The 12,796-nt window shown below is 70.0% G+C and carries 10 protein-coding genes and 1 pseudogene; 4 read left to right on the top strand and 7 right to left on the bottom strand.

The annotated features are described in order from the left end of the window. The 7 genes and pseudogenes from asnB to ACN9M6_RS14090 all read right to left on the bottom strand — a co-directional run. Entirely contained in the window at positions 1–1,674 is a 1,674-nt protein-coding gene (gene asnB, locus ACN9M6_RS14120) for an asparagine synthase B (protein WP_419163524.1), read from the bottom strand. Between the two features lie 21 nt (positions 1,675–1,695). Beyond that, entirely contained in the window at positions 1,696–4,038 is a 2,343-nt protein-coding gene (locus ACN9M6_RS14115) for a choice-of-anchor B family protein (protein WP_419163523.1), read from the bottom strand. A gap of 14 nt (positions 4,039–4,052) precedes the next feature. Further along, entirely contained in the window at positions 4,053–5,513 is a 1,461-nt protein-coding gene (locus ACN9M6_RS14110; protein WP_419163522.1) for an MBL fold metallo-hydrolase, read from the bottom strand. A gap of 34 nt (positions 5,514–5,547) precedes the next feature. Beyond that, on the bottom strand, positions 5,548–6,699 hold the full coding sequence (locus tag ACN9M6_RS14105; RefSeq protein ID WP_419163521.1) for a M20 family metallopeptidase: 1,152 nt from the start codon (positions 6,697–6,699) through the stop codon (positions 5,548–5,550). Beyond that, positions 6,696–7,493 (bottom strand): zinc ribbon domain-containing protein, encoded by a 798-nt coding sequence (locus tag ACN9M6_RS14100; protein WP_419163520.1) that lies wholly within the window; start codon positions 7,491–7,493, stop codon positions 6,696–6,698. The genes ACN9M6_RS14105 and ACN9M6_RS14100 overlap by 4 nt, the downstream gene beginning before the upstream one ends. Further along, the gene (locus ACN9M6_RS14095; protein ID WP_419163765.1) at positions 7,490–8,824 is read right to left on the bottom strand and encodes a M20/M25/M40 family metallo-hydrolase; all 1,335 of its coding nucleotides are present in this window, start codon (positions 8,822–8,824) and stop codon (positions 7,490–7,492) included. Before ACN9M6_RS14095 ends, ACN9M6_RS14100 begins: the two co-directional genes overlap by 4 nt. A gap of 1 nt (position 8,825) precedes the next feature. Beyond that, positions 8,826–8,936: pseudogene (locus ACN9M6_RS14090) on the bottom strand (type II toxin-antitoxin system HicB family antitoxin); the annotation flags it as partial. Between the two features lie 227 nt (positions 8,937–9,163). Here ACN9M6_RS14090 and ACN9M6_RS14085 point away from each other — a divergent pair. From ACN9M6_RS14085 to ACN9M6_RS14070, 4 genes are read left to right on the top strand one after another with little or no spacing between them, the layout of a single operon-like run. Next, entirely contained in the window at positions 9,164–9,601 is a 438-nt protein-coding gene (locus ACN9M6_RS14085; RefSeq protein ID WP_419163519.1) for a cytochrome c maturation protein CcmE, read from the top strand. Between the two features lie 21 nt (positions 9,602–9,622). Further along, complete coding sequence (locus ACN9M6_RS14080) at positions 9,623–11,686, top strand: heme lyase CcmF/NrfE family subunit (RefSeq protein ID WP_419163518.1); 2,064 nt, start codon at positions 9,623–9,625, stop codon at positions 11,684–11,686. Further along, positions 11,683–12,240, top strand: a complete 558-nt coding sequence (locus tag ACN9M6_RS14075) for a redoxin domain-containing protein (RefSeq protein WP_419163517.1) — start codon at positions 11,683–11,685, stop codon at positions 12,238–12,240. The genes ACN9M6_RS14080 and ACN9M6_RS14075 overlap by 4 nt, the downstream gene beginning before the upstream one ends. Beyond that, entirely contained in the window at positions 12,240–12,791 is a 552-nt protein-coding gene (locus ACN9M6_RS14070) for a cytochrome c-type biogenesis protein (protein WP_419163516.1), read from the top strand. Before ACN9M6_RS14075 ends, ACN9M6_RS14070 begins: the two co-directional genes overlap by 1 nt. Positions 12,792–12,796 lie beyond the last annotated feature (5 nt).

Raw genomic sequence — 12,796 nt, 5'->3', positions numbered from 1 at the left:
TCAGTAGCTGTGTTCGTGGACGCCCTGCACGGCCCGGCCGGAGGGGTCGGCCATGCCCGCGAAGGCCGGGTCCCAGGCGATCGCGGCGGGGGTGCTGCACGCGATGCTCGGGCCCTCGGGGACGCAGCGCACGGCCGGCTCGCCCGGGAAGTGTGACGCGAAGATGGAGCGGTAGAGATACGCTTCCTTTGTGAGCGGCGTGTTGGTCGGGAAGCGGGCCGCCGCCCGCGCCAGCTGGCCATCGCTGACCTCGGCCTCGGCGACTTCCTTCAGGCTGTCGATCCAGGAATAGCCCACGCCGTCGGAGAACTGTTCCTTCTGGCGCCACAGGATCTCGTCCGGGAGAAGCCCCTCGAACGCCCGGCGCAGGATGTGCTTCTCCATGCGCCCATCGACCGGCCGCTTCGACTCGGGGTCGAGCGCCATCGCGACGTCCAGGAACTCGCGGTCGAGGAAGGGGACCCGTGCCTCCACGCCCCACGCGGCCATCGACTTGTTCGCACGCAGGCAGTCGTACTTGTGGAGCTGGTCCAGCTTGCGGACGGTCTCCTCGTGAAACGCCCGCGCGTCGGGGGCCTTGTGAAAGTAGAGATATCCCCCGAACACCTCGTCCGCGCCCTCGCCGGAGAGGACCATCTTGATCCCCATCGCCTTGATGCGGCGGGCCATGAGGTACATCGGTGTCGACGCCCGCACCGTCGTCACGTCGAACGTCTCCAGGTGGCGGATCACGTCGTTGACCGCGTCGAGTCCCTCCTGAAGCGTGTAGACGATTTCGTGGTGGACGGTCCCGATCGCCTTCGCCGCGGCGCGTGCCGCCGCCAGATCCGGAGCGCCCTCGAGGCCGACCGCGAACGAGTGCAACCGGGGCCACCACGCCTCCTCCGCGTCGCCCGTTTCGACGCGCCGGCGCGAATACTTCATGGCCAGCGCCGAAATGACCGACGAGTCGAGACCGCCCGACAGGAGCACCCCATACGGCACGTCCGACATGAGTTGCCGGTGCACCGCCTCTTCCAGCGCCGCTCGCACGAGCGCCGGATCCGACGGTCCGTCCGCCACCGCCTCGGGCTCTCGCCATCCGGGCCGGTAGTAGCGCACCGATTCGCCGGTCCGGCTGTCCAGCATGTGTCCAGGGGGGAAGTCGTGAATCTCGGGACAGATATCGATGAGCGCCTTCATCTCCGAGGCTACGTAGAAGCGCCCCTCCCCGTCGCGGCCCGTGTAGAGCGGCATGACGCCGATCGGATCGCGCGCGATCAGATACCGGTTCCGCTTCTCGTCGTAGAGAGCGAAGGCGAAGATCCCGCTGAGTTCGTTGAGCCAGGCGGCCGGGTCATCGGGCCGCTGCTCGTACAGGGCGAGGATGACCTCGCAGTCGGAGCGGGTGCGGAACGGGTAGCCATTCGCCACCCCGTTCTCTAGCGCCGCGTGGTTGTAGATCTCCCCGTTGACGGCGAGCACGGTGGTGCGGTCGGGGCCGAACAGGGGTTGCGCGCCGCTCTCCACGTCCACGATCGAGAGCCGTTCGTGGGCGAGGATGGCCCGCTCTCCCGCGTAGATCCCGCTCCAGTCCGGGCCCCGGTGCCGCTGCCGCCGCGAGAGGTCGAGCGCCCGGCGGCGCAGGCCCGCTGCGCCGGGTTCGATCTCGAAGATGCCGAGGACGGAACACATGATGAGAAGCGGCCGCCCCCGTCAGGGAACGAGTCTCTCGGCCCTCGGCTTGACGAGGAACAGACCCTCGCGCCTGCTGGAGAGGAGGATCGTCCCGCTTGCGAAGTACGGATACACGCTCCAGGTGCCGTCGAACCCCGCTGAGTCCTCGCTCCAGGGGGTTGTGTCGAAGCTCCCGGCTTCGGCGGGGTTCTCGGGGTCGCTGATGTCGAGCACCCGGAGTCCGGCGCGGTTGTTCGACATGTAGAGGCGGTCGCCCCGCACGTAGAGGTTGTGGTCCGTGACCTTCGTCGGGCTGAAGTACTCCCGTACGAGCAGCGGGTCGTCCAGATCGCGCAGATCCCACACGAGCGTCCGGGTTTGTTCCACGGAACCGTTCACCTCGTCGGCTTCGTCGTTCGAATAGAAGTACTCGTGGTCTTCCGTGAACCAGCCCTGGTGCGCGTAGGACACGTTCGGATACTCGGCCCGCGCCACCGCGACCGGGCTCGACTTGTCCGTGACGTCGGCGATCGAGAGCGCCGTCTCGTTCGAGTTCACGCAGATCTCGCGGCCCGCGTAATCTTCGTCGGGACCGTGGTAGATCACGCACTGCGTGTCGTGCGAGTTGCCGGTGTTGCGCCGGCCCGTGTTGGGGTGGGCGAAGCAGCCGGCGAAGACCGGGTTCAGCGGATTGTTGATGTCGACGATGTGCGACCCCCCGCCGCACGTCTCGCCGCCGCCCGACGCACCCACGAGGTAGGCGAAGCCCGTCGCCTCGTTGATCGCCACGTTGTGGACGGAGGCGACGCCTTCATACAGGGCCGTGGGCTCCCACTCCCGAGGCTCCGTCACGTCCCGCAGCCGGGTGAGGTCGAAGATCTGCATCCCGTGCTGCCCCGCCCCGTCGGCGACGACGAACATGTGGTCCCTGAACACCTTCATGTCGCGCCAGGTGTTCGACCGGCTGCCCTCGGTCTTGGCGAGGTTCCCGAGGTAGCGGGGGCTGAACGGATCGGTGACATCGACGAACGCGGTGCCGTCCATGCGGCCGACAAGTGCGTACTCGCGGCCCGTCTGAGGATCCGTCCAACCCCACACGTCGTTGAGACGCGCCCCGCGCCCGGCGCCGAGTTCTTCGCGGGGGAGGAAGGAGAGGAGGTCCACCCGGTCGCAGTCGAACCCCTCGGCGACCCCCTCCTCGCAGTCGATCTGGCCACCCAGGATCGAGGGGAGCCCGACCTGTTCGCTCACCAGCCGCACCACCGTGCCGGCCCCGGCGTCCCGGACGACGGCGGCCCCGGCCCCGAAGTCGTCCGCGGGCAGACCCGCGACCACCCGGCCGTCGCGCGCCGCCACCACGCGACCCACCTGCAACCATCCCGGGCCCGTGACATCCCACGCATAATCGACGGTCCAGCCGTCCCCGGCGCGTTCGAGACGGTAGACGAGGCCCTTGCCGGCGGCCGCGGGCGCCCCGACCCAGGCCACGGCGCCGTCCACGGCGAGCGCGGCGCCGAACGCGGTCGGGGGCGGGTTGCCGGGCCCCACCGTGCCGGCGAGCTGCCATTCGCCCTCTGCGTTCCTCGCAAACTGGTGGACGGCACCGAGCCCCTGGTCCTCGCCAGCCGCCCCGACCAGCGCCTCGTCGCCGACCAGCGCTACGGCCGATCCGAAGGCGCGCCCGGCGTCCCCGTCATCGCCGCCCAGCTGCGCCACACGATCCCAGCCCGCCCCCGCCTCGAAGCGGAACAGGTAGGCCGCGCCGCGCCCTTCGCCGACGAGCGGCGCCCCGATCAGCGCCAGGTTGCGGTCCAGCGCGACGGAGGTCCCGAACCCCGACGGACCGCGGTCCGCCGTGAGACGGGCTTCCTCCACCCATCCGCCCCCGTCCGCGCGGCGATAGGCGACGACGACATCCTGCCCGCCCGAGCCGTCCGCGGCCGCCACGAGGAGGTGTGCGCCACTGGCGGCCAGCACGCGTCCGAACTCCTCCAGGCCGGGAGAGGGGATCTCCGCCGCGTGCCGCCACTCGGCGCCCGCGCGCTCGAACACGTGCACGGCGCCCGCCCCCGGCGCACCCACGAACAACCGGGAGCCGTCCTCCGCGAGCGCCGCTCCGAAGCGGTCCCGCACGGCTGCGTCGGGCGCGTAGAGCGCCTGGATTTCAGCCCAGTCGCCGGCGCGGAAGACGCGGACGCTCCCGGGCTCGCGTTCGGAGGTGGGCTCTCCCACCAGGACTTCGTCCTCGCCGACGGACACCGAACTGCCGAATCCCTGCGCGGCGAGCGGCGCGGGACCCGCGGGACCCATGGGACCCATGGGGCCGGCCAGCGCGGCGAGAACGGCGAGGGTGGCCATGACGGCCAGCGGTCGGGTCTTCATGATTTTGACCATGACTACGGTCCTCCGGTTTCCAGCGATCCCGCGTAGGCGGTGAACAGGTCGTTTATGTAGTGGACATCGCGCCCCTCGCGAGCCAGATAACTCGCGGCCACAGCCGCGCGGGCTCCGCTCAGGCAGTGGACGAGCAGAGAGCCGTTTGCCGGCAACCGGTCCCCGTAGTCGGGCAGCCGCGTGTAGGACGCGTTGAGGGCCCCGGGGAGGTGCGACGCCGCATACTCCGAGGCGTATCGCACGTCGAGGACCTCGCCCTCACCCGCCACGGACAGCCGGCTCGCCGCCGTGAGGTCGATCTCCGGAATCGAGGCCGCTTCCCCGCCCTCGGCAAAGTACCGTTCGAGCGTCTCCGGCTCCACGAACCCCCGGAGGTTGTCGAACCCGATCCGGACCAGGCCCCGAACCGCATCGGCCAGTTCCTCCTCGCAGACGATGACCGTGATCGGCGTCGTTTCGTCGACGACAACGGACCCCACCGCCGTGCAGAAGGACTTCGTGAGCGGGACATAGATCGACCCCGGCAGGTGGCGGGCCATGAACTCCGAGCGGTCGGGGCGCGTGTCGATCACCACCTCCGCCACCTCATCCGCGGCCGGCCCGCCCGCGCCCGCCCGCCCCAGTGACGCCAGATCCCGCGTGAGCCGCGGCGGGGCCGGGAGGTCGCCCAGGACGGGGGCGCCGAGCTTGTTGTCCCGCTTCATGCGCACGAAGTACATGGGCGGCTCGGGCTGTCCCTCGAGAATATGGGAGACGAAGGCGTCCTCCCCCTTCAGAGCCCCAGCGATGGCCGGGCTGAAGCGTCGCTCGTAACCCACGGTCGTCTCGGGCACCGCGCCGAGCGCCTTCCCGCACGAGGAACCGGCGCCGTGGGCCGGCCACACCTGCAGGTAGTCGGGCAACTCGAGGAACCGCCGCACCGAGCCGTACAGCCGGCGCGCGGCCGGCGTCATCGCCCCCGCCACCCGGGCCGCGGTCTCGAGCAGGTCGGGCCGGCCGAGATCGCCCACGAACACGAAGTCTCCCGAGAGGAGACCCATGGGCTCGTCCGCTCCCGCCCCCCGGTCCGTGACCAGGAACGACATGTGCTCGGGCGTGTGCCCGGGCGTGTGGATCGCCTCGAAGTCGATCTCTCCGATCGAGAAGCGAGCCCCGTCCCTGAGCGGGCGGTGGTCGTAGCGATCATCCCGGGCCCACTCGTACCGCCAGTCCGGACCTCCCTCGTCCGAGAGGTAGAGCCGAACGTCGAAGCGCTCGGCGAACTCCCGCGCACCCGACAGAAAATCGGCGTGAAGGTGAGTCTCGGCCACCGCCACGATCCGCAGCTCTTCGCGCTCCGCGAGATCCACGTAGCGGTCGATGTCGCGCTGGGGGTCGAAGAGCACCGCGTCCCCGGTACGTTGGCACCCGATCAGGTACGCGTACTGGGCGAGTTTCTCGTCGAAGACCTGTCGAAAGAACATTCGGGTTCCCCGTTGTCCCGCGTCGGCGCAGGCGCTAGGGCGCCGCGAGCAGCCCCGCGAGCAGCGCCACGCGTTCGATCACGCGATCGACATGGACGAACTCGTGCACCGCGTGCGCCCCGTCTCCGACCGCACCCAGCCCGTCCAGTGTCGCCGTGTGCTGGCTCGTCAAGTTACCGTCCGAGCCGCCGCCCGCCGATCCCTCTTCCAGATCGAGGTCGAGTTCGCCGGCGACCAGGAGCGCCCGCTCCCAGAGCCCCACGTTGCGCGGAGTTCGCTCCAGGGGGCCGCGGGCCGCAACCTCCGTAAGCGAAATCGTGGTCCCCGGAACCGTGGGCTCGAGGCCGAACATTCCGGCGCGAATCCGCTCCGCTTCGGCTGCGCTCCACACGCGCACATCGACCTCCGCACTCGCGTTCGGCGCCACGACGTTCGGCCGCGAGCCGCCCCGGATGATCCCCACGTTCATTGTGGTTCCGCAGTCGGGATCGGCCAGACGGTCGATGTCCCGGATCGAGTGGGCGAGCTGCAGGATGGCCGACGCGCCCTCCTCCGGAGCGAGTCCGGCGTGCGAACTCCGTCCCGCGACGTCGACCGTGTACTGGCCGATCCCCTTGCGCCGGGTCTTGAGTCGTCCGGTCTCGCCGAGGGCCGGCTCGAGCACGAAGGCCCGGGAAACTCTGAGTGCCCAGTGGACGATCAGGGGTTCGGACTCGGGGCTGCCGATCTCCTCGTCCGAATTGATGAAGAAGATGGGCGCCACTCCCGCGTCGAGCCCCAGGTCCCGCAGACAGCGGAGGGCGAACAGTCCCATGGCGAGCCCGGCCTTCATGTCGAACACGCCGGGGCCGTACAGGCGGCCATTGGATGTCCTCACCGGCATCTCCCGCAGCGTGCCGATGGGCCACACGGTGTCCATGTGCCCGATCAGAAGCTGACGGCGTTCCCCGCCGCCGTCGCCCGGACTCCGGGCCAGCAGGTGGCCGCCCGTCCGCCGTCCCGGGATGTGCTCCACGTCCAGCCCGACGTCGCGCAACGCCGACTCGAGGAGGGCCCGGATGCCGCGCTGCGATCCGGGATCCGTCGATGGCGACTCCTCCAGAACCAGCTGCCGGACGAAGTCGATGAACTGCGGCCGCAACTCGTCCATTCGTTCCCGGACCGCCCGCGCGGGCGATCCGCTCACGAGTCGCCGTCCCCTGCCTCGGCTTCCGGCTCGAGCGCGCTCTCGATCAGCGTCCGGTGCGCGTCGTACTCGGCCCGGTCGGGAATCCCTCCGGCTTCGTCCACGGCCGCCCGCATTCTTCCTCTGAACTCCTCCGCGGCCTCCGCCCCTCCGGCGAACTCCGCCGCGCGGGAGGCGAGAAGGAGCCCGAGCAGGTGGTCCGGATCCTCGGAAAGGATCGCCTCGGCACCCTCGCGAGCCCCCGTCGAGTCGGCCGTGAGCAGACGCAGCAGTCCCACATGAAAATGAAGGTCCGCGTCGACTCCGGAGGCGGGCACCGCGTCGTACGCCTGGAGCGCCATGTCGATGAAGAAGGCGGCCCGCTCGAAGTTGCCGCCCTCGTGTTCGCGCATGACGCGCTCGAACAGTCGGTCGCCCTGCTCGCGCGGGGTCATCCGGGCGAGTTCTTCCATGCTCGGCATCCCGCCGCCGCTCGCCGTCTCCCCCGGGAGCCCGCCGGTCATCGTCATCTCGCCCACCCGATCCACACTCCCCCGCTGCACCAGTACCGCAATCATGATCGAGAACGCGGCCAGCGCGAGCGCGGAGGTGATCCACGGGACGCGGGCGGATCGAGGCTTGGGCGGGCGGGCGCCCACCTGCCTGCCGCATTCGGTGCAGTAGAGCGCGTCCTGCCCGAGGGGGGCGCCACACGCCGGACACCCCGCCCGCCCGGCCAGCGGCGCGCCGCACTGGGCGCAGAAGCTGCCGGCTTCCGCGCTTCCGCAGCGGGGACATTCGCGGGGCGTGTTCATTGCGGCCGGTCCGCGCGGTCGCCCAGGCGCACCGTCGTCTCCCGCGCCTCGCCATCGCGCAAATAGCGGAGCGTGACCTCGTCTCCGGGCCGGTACGCGGCGAGCGCGTCCGTGAACCCCTGGAGGTCGGCCACGTCGTACGTTCCGAGCCCGATCAGGATGTCACCGCGCTCGAGTCCGCCGCCCTCCGCCGGAGACCCTGCCGTGACCCCGGCGAGCAGGACGCCGGAGTCGACCGGCGTGAAGTCGGGCACCGTCCCCAGCCAGGCGCCGGACCCCCGCGGGCTCTCGGTACGTTCCCCGACCCCCGGGATGACGGCCATCCTCTCGGACCGGTTCGCCACGCGGCGCACGACGTTCTCCGTGAGGCGCGCCACCCGGCCGAGGCCCTCCTCATCGATCTTCTCCGCGTCGTCCGTGTGGCGGTGATAGTCCCCGTGCACGTTCGTGAAGAAGTGAAGGACGGGGATCTCGTTCGCGTAGAACGACGTGTGATCGCTGGGCCCGAAGCCCGATTCTTCATAGGCGAGCGGGATGTCGAGGCCGCCGTTCGCCGCGGGGACGATCTCGCGCCACTCGGGCGCCGTCCCCATCCCGTACACGATCATATCGCCGTCTTCCAGCCGGCCCACCATGTCGAGGTTGACCATCGCCACGGTGCGTTCCAGCGGGAACGCGGGGTGGTTCGCGTACCACGACGACCCGATGAGGCCCAACTCCTCGCCGGTGAAGGCGATGAAGAGGACGGAGCGCGCCGGCCGGGGCCCCGCGGCGAGCCCCCGCGCCGCCGCCAGTATTGCGGCCACGCCGGACGCGTTGTCGTCCGCCCCGTTGTGGATCTCGCCCGCTTCTCCGGTGCTCGCGAACTCGCCGAGGCCCAGATGGTCGTAGTGCGCACCCACCACGACGACGGTCTCGATGAGCCCGGGGTCGGCGCCTCGAAGCAGCCCGAGCACGTTGCGCCCCTGCCCCGGCGGGGCATGCGGCTGCGTCGCGCTCGCCAGCGGCAGTTCCTGAAAATACCCGTCCTCACCCGCGGGCTCGAGCCTCAGCGCGGCGAACATGGCGGCGATGAACTCTCCCGCGCACCTCTCCCCCGCCGTGCCCGGGAACCGCCCCCCCAGCGCGTCGTCCGCCAGGTATCGCACCGTCTCCATGGGCGCACCCAACTGCGATTCGTGTTCCGGACAGCTCGCGGGATCGCCGTCTCCCTGCTGTGCGTGAAGCGATCCCGAGCAGGTGAGGAAGGCGGCGAGCGCGGTCTTCATCCGGATCGGGATTGCCGGAATAGTCGTGATGTGTGGTGGAAGGCAACGGGCGCCCGGCTTCAGCATCTTGCGTGTCTCCCTCGGTTATCAGTTCAGGCAGATAGGGACATGTGACCGTATAGCCGCCTTCCGGCTGGGGTTCGAGAACGAGGGTAACGCGAATCACCACGAGAATCGTCTCCTTGCTTGAAGCGACCGCCACCCGGTGGGACGCTACCCGGGCCGGCTGACCGGGTGCAAGGTAACATCTTGGCCCGCGCAGGCCGGGGCGGTGCCGTGGCCGGGGCGGTGCCGTGGCAGAGGCGGCGCGAAGCGTGCATCTTGGAGACGGTTTCGGCCGGGTCGGGCCGCCCGGCGGCGGGCGGATTCCTTTCCCGAAGGTCCCGAAGGCGGGAGAACGCGTTGAAGAAGAAGGTCTGGAGACTCGTAGGGCTCGTGGTCATCGCGGGGGCGATCACGCTCCTCGCGGCGGGCGGGCTGAACGAGAACATGGTGTTCTTCCTGACGCCGGTGGAGCTGGAGGAGCGGGCGGCGGACGTGATCGGGCAGCCGATCCGGCTCGGCGCGCAGGTGAAGCCGGGGAGCGTCGACTGGAACGCGGACGCCGCCGAACTCCGTTTCGTGCTCGCGGAAGGCGGCGTGGAGGTCCCCGTCAGGAGCACCGGGGCGCCTCCGGCGATGTTCCAGGAGGGGATGGGCGTCGTGGTGGAGGGGACCTACGGGGACGACCGCGTATTCCACGCCACGAACCTGATGGTCAAGCACTCGAACGAGTACGCCCCGCCGGATCACGCCGGGGACGCGAGCGAAGCCTACAAGTCCCTCATCGAAGGCACGTAGCGGCGCCATGATGGATCCGCGATGCTGAGTACGCTCGGGTACGCGTCGCTCATCGCCGGCCTCATGGGCGCGCTGCTGGCGGTAGGCGCCGGGGCCCACGCGGGCCTTGGCCGCTCGGGCGGCGAGATGTCGGCCACGCTGGCGCGACGGGCCGCGTATTTCGCGTTCTTCGCCCTCTCCGGCGGGATGGCCGTGATGGAGGTCGCCCTCCTCACGCACGACTTCAGCGTCGAATACGTGGCTCGCGTCGGGAGCCTCGAGACCCCCACCTACTACACGGCGATCTCCCTCTGGAGCAGCCTCGAGGGGTCGATCCTGTTCTGGGCCTGGATCCTCGCCGGCTACGGCGCCCTGTTCGCCTTCACGCGCCGGCGCGAGGCGAGCGCCCACCGAACCTCCGGCGCCCGGGTCATGGCGATCGGGGGCGGCCTCTCGCACGGACTCCGGACGACACCGCTCGTCCTCGCGGTCATCGGTGTGGTCCAGATCTTCTTCTTCGGTCTCCTCGTGGGTCCCGCGAACCCGTTCGGCATCGTCGACCCGGCCCCGGTCAACGGACCCGGACCGAACCCGCTGCTCCAGAATCACCCGCTCATGGGTCTCCACCCGCCCATGCTCTATTTCGGCTTTGTCGGGATGACGGTGCCCTTCGCGTTCGCCATCGCCGGGCTCGTGCGCGGCAACGTCGAGGCGCGCTGGCTCCGCGATTCCCGGCGCTGGATGGTCGCGGGGTGGGCCTTCCTCACGATGGGGATCATCGGGGGCGGCTGGTGGTCGTACGAGGTCCTCGGCTGGGGCGGCGCCTGGGCGTGGGATCCGGTGGAAAACGCCTCCTTCCTCCCCTGGCTCACGGCCACCGCCTTTCTTCATTCTTCGATGGTTCAGGAGCGGCGGGGGATGTTGAAGACGTGGAACCTGTCGCTGATGATCGGGACCTTCCTCCTCACCCTGTTCGGGACGTTCCTCACCCGCTCGGGCGTGATCGACTCGGTACACGCCTTCACGGAGGGAGTCATCGGGCCGGTGTTCCTCGGGTTCATCGCGTTCGTGGCCCTCGGGTCGCTGGGACTCGTGGGATGGCGCAGCAACCGCATGCACGCGCAGGGACAAGTGGAGAGCGCCGTATCGCGGGAGTCCGCCTTCATCCTCAACAACCTGCTCCTGGTGGGGTTCACCTTCACCGTCCTCCTGGGGACGATGTGGCCGCTCGTCGTGGAGGCCCTGCGAGGGGATCGGATCAGCGTCGGGCCTCCGTACTTCGACAGCGTCGCGAGCCCGATCGGACTCGCGCTGCTCTTCCTCATGGGGATCGGTCCCGCGCTCCCGTGGCGGCGCACCAGCGGCGAGCAGCTCAAGCGATCCTTCGTGCGCCCGGTGCTCGTTGGTACCGCGGCGGGAGTGGCTGCGCTCGCGTTCGGGATGCGGGCCTTCCTCCCGATTCTCACCATCGCCTTCGCGGCCTTCGTCCTCACGACGATCTTCCAGGAGTTCCAGAAGGGGATAGCGGCGCGGCGCCGGATCGCGGAGCGCTCGGTAGGCGGGGCGCTGGCGGACTTGTTCACCCGAAACGGGGCACGCTACGGGGGCTACGTCGTGCATGTGGGCGTGGTCGTGATCGCGCTGGCGATCTCGGTGGCGTGGACATGGAAGTCCGAGCGTGAGATGACGCTGAGGCCCGGAGAGCGGCTGGCGATCGCGGACTACGAAGTCGAGTTCGTGCAGGCGTGGGGGCGGGAGGAGCCGCACCGCTACGTGATCGGCGCGACGTTCGAGGCCTACCGCGACGGCCGGGGGATCGGGCAGGAGCAGCCGAGGCTCAACTTCTATACCGCGACCCAGCAGACGATCGCGACGCCGTCGGTGAAGAGCTCACTCACGAGCGACCTCTATCTGACGCTGATGGCCGTCGAGCCGGAGCGGGGCGAGCACGTGACGGTGCGGGCGATCGTGAACCCGGGCATCGTCTGGCTCTGGATCGGGGGGATGATCATGGGCGTCGGCGCCCTGATCGCGATCTGGCCGCGGCGCCGGGGCCGGGCGCAGGCGGCGGGGGCGGAACTGATGGCGGAGTCGGCCGCGGCATGAAGGGCTGGGTACGGTGGGCTCCCGCTGTGCTGGCCGTGCCGGTGCTGGCGCTCCTGGCCTGGGGGCTCGGACAGGACCAGCGCCGGCTTCCGTCTGCTCTCGAGGGTCGCGAAGCGCCCCCGTTCCAGCTCGCGAACCTGTACGATCCGAGCGATTCACTGCGTCTGGACGACCTCGAAGGCAAGGTCGTCGTACTCAACTACTGGGCCTCGTGGTGCATCCCGTGCATCAGCGAGCACCCGATCCTCGTCCGGTTGCGCGAGTCCTACGACCCGGAGGACGTGGCGCTGGTCGGCGTGCTGTTTCAGGACGCGCCGGAGAACGGGAAGCGTTTCATCGAGGAGCTGGGCGGCGAGTGGCCGCTCGTCCTCGACCCCGGGAGCCGGACCGCGATCGAATACGGCGTGTACGGGGTGCCCGAGACGTACTTCATCGGCGCCGATGGCATCGTCGCGCTCCGGCACGATCTCGCCGTGACCTGGGATCTCGTCACGCGAACCGTCGACTCGCTGCTCGTCGCCCGGCGCGCGACAATTTCGGCGGAGAGCAGCTGATGCGGCGGTCGCTGGCGTTGGCGCTCATCATGCCGGGACTCGTCCTGGGGCTGGGGCCCGTGGGCGGCGCGGCCCAGACGGTCGAGGGGGCGCTGGACGGAACGGCACGGCCGCGCGCCCCGGGCGAGTCCGTCCCCAGCGCCGAAATCGACGCGAAGACGGCGGAGATCGGCGGCACGCTGCGCTGCCCCATCTGCCGCCAGCAGTCCGTAGCGGAGTCCTCGTCGAGGATCGCCCGCGAGATGCAGGGCGTGATCCGCACCATGCTGATGGAGGGCCGCACGCGCGAGGAGATCGAGGCGTATTTCGTGGAGGCGTACGGTCCGTGGATCCTGCTCAGACCGCGAGCCGAAGGCATCAACCTGTTCGTCTACCTGGGGCCGGCCGCGGCGTTCGCCCTCGGCGGGCTGTTCCTGGTCCGCCGTATCCGCCGACGTCGCGGGAACGAGGTGGAAGGCGAAGACCCCGCATCCGCCGCTCCGGTGGCGAGCCGGGATCCGCTCCGGAAGGCCGACCGGAAGTGGATCGAGGCGGCGATCAAGGGATCCTGAGCAGC

It is taken from the genome of Candidatus Palauibacter sp., from assembly GCF_965197445.1.
Classification (GTDB): Bacteria; Gemmatimonadota; Gemmatimonadetes; order Palauibacterales; family Palauibacteraceae; genus Palauibacter.
The sequence above is the reverse complement of the archived record's forward strand: the minus strand, read 5'-3'. Positions and strand labels throughout refer to the sequence as shown.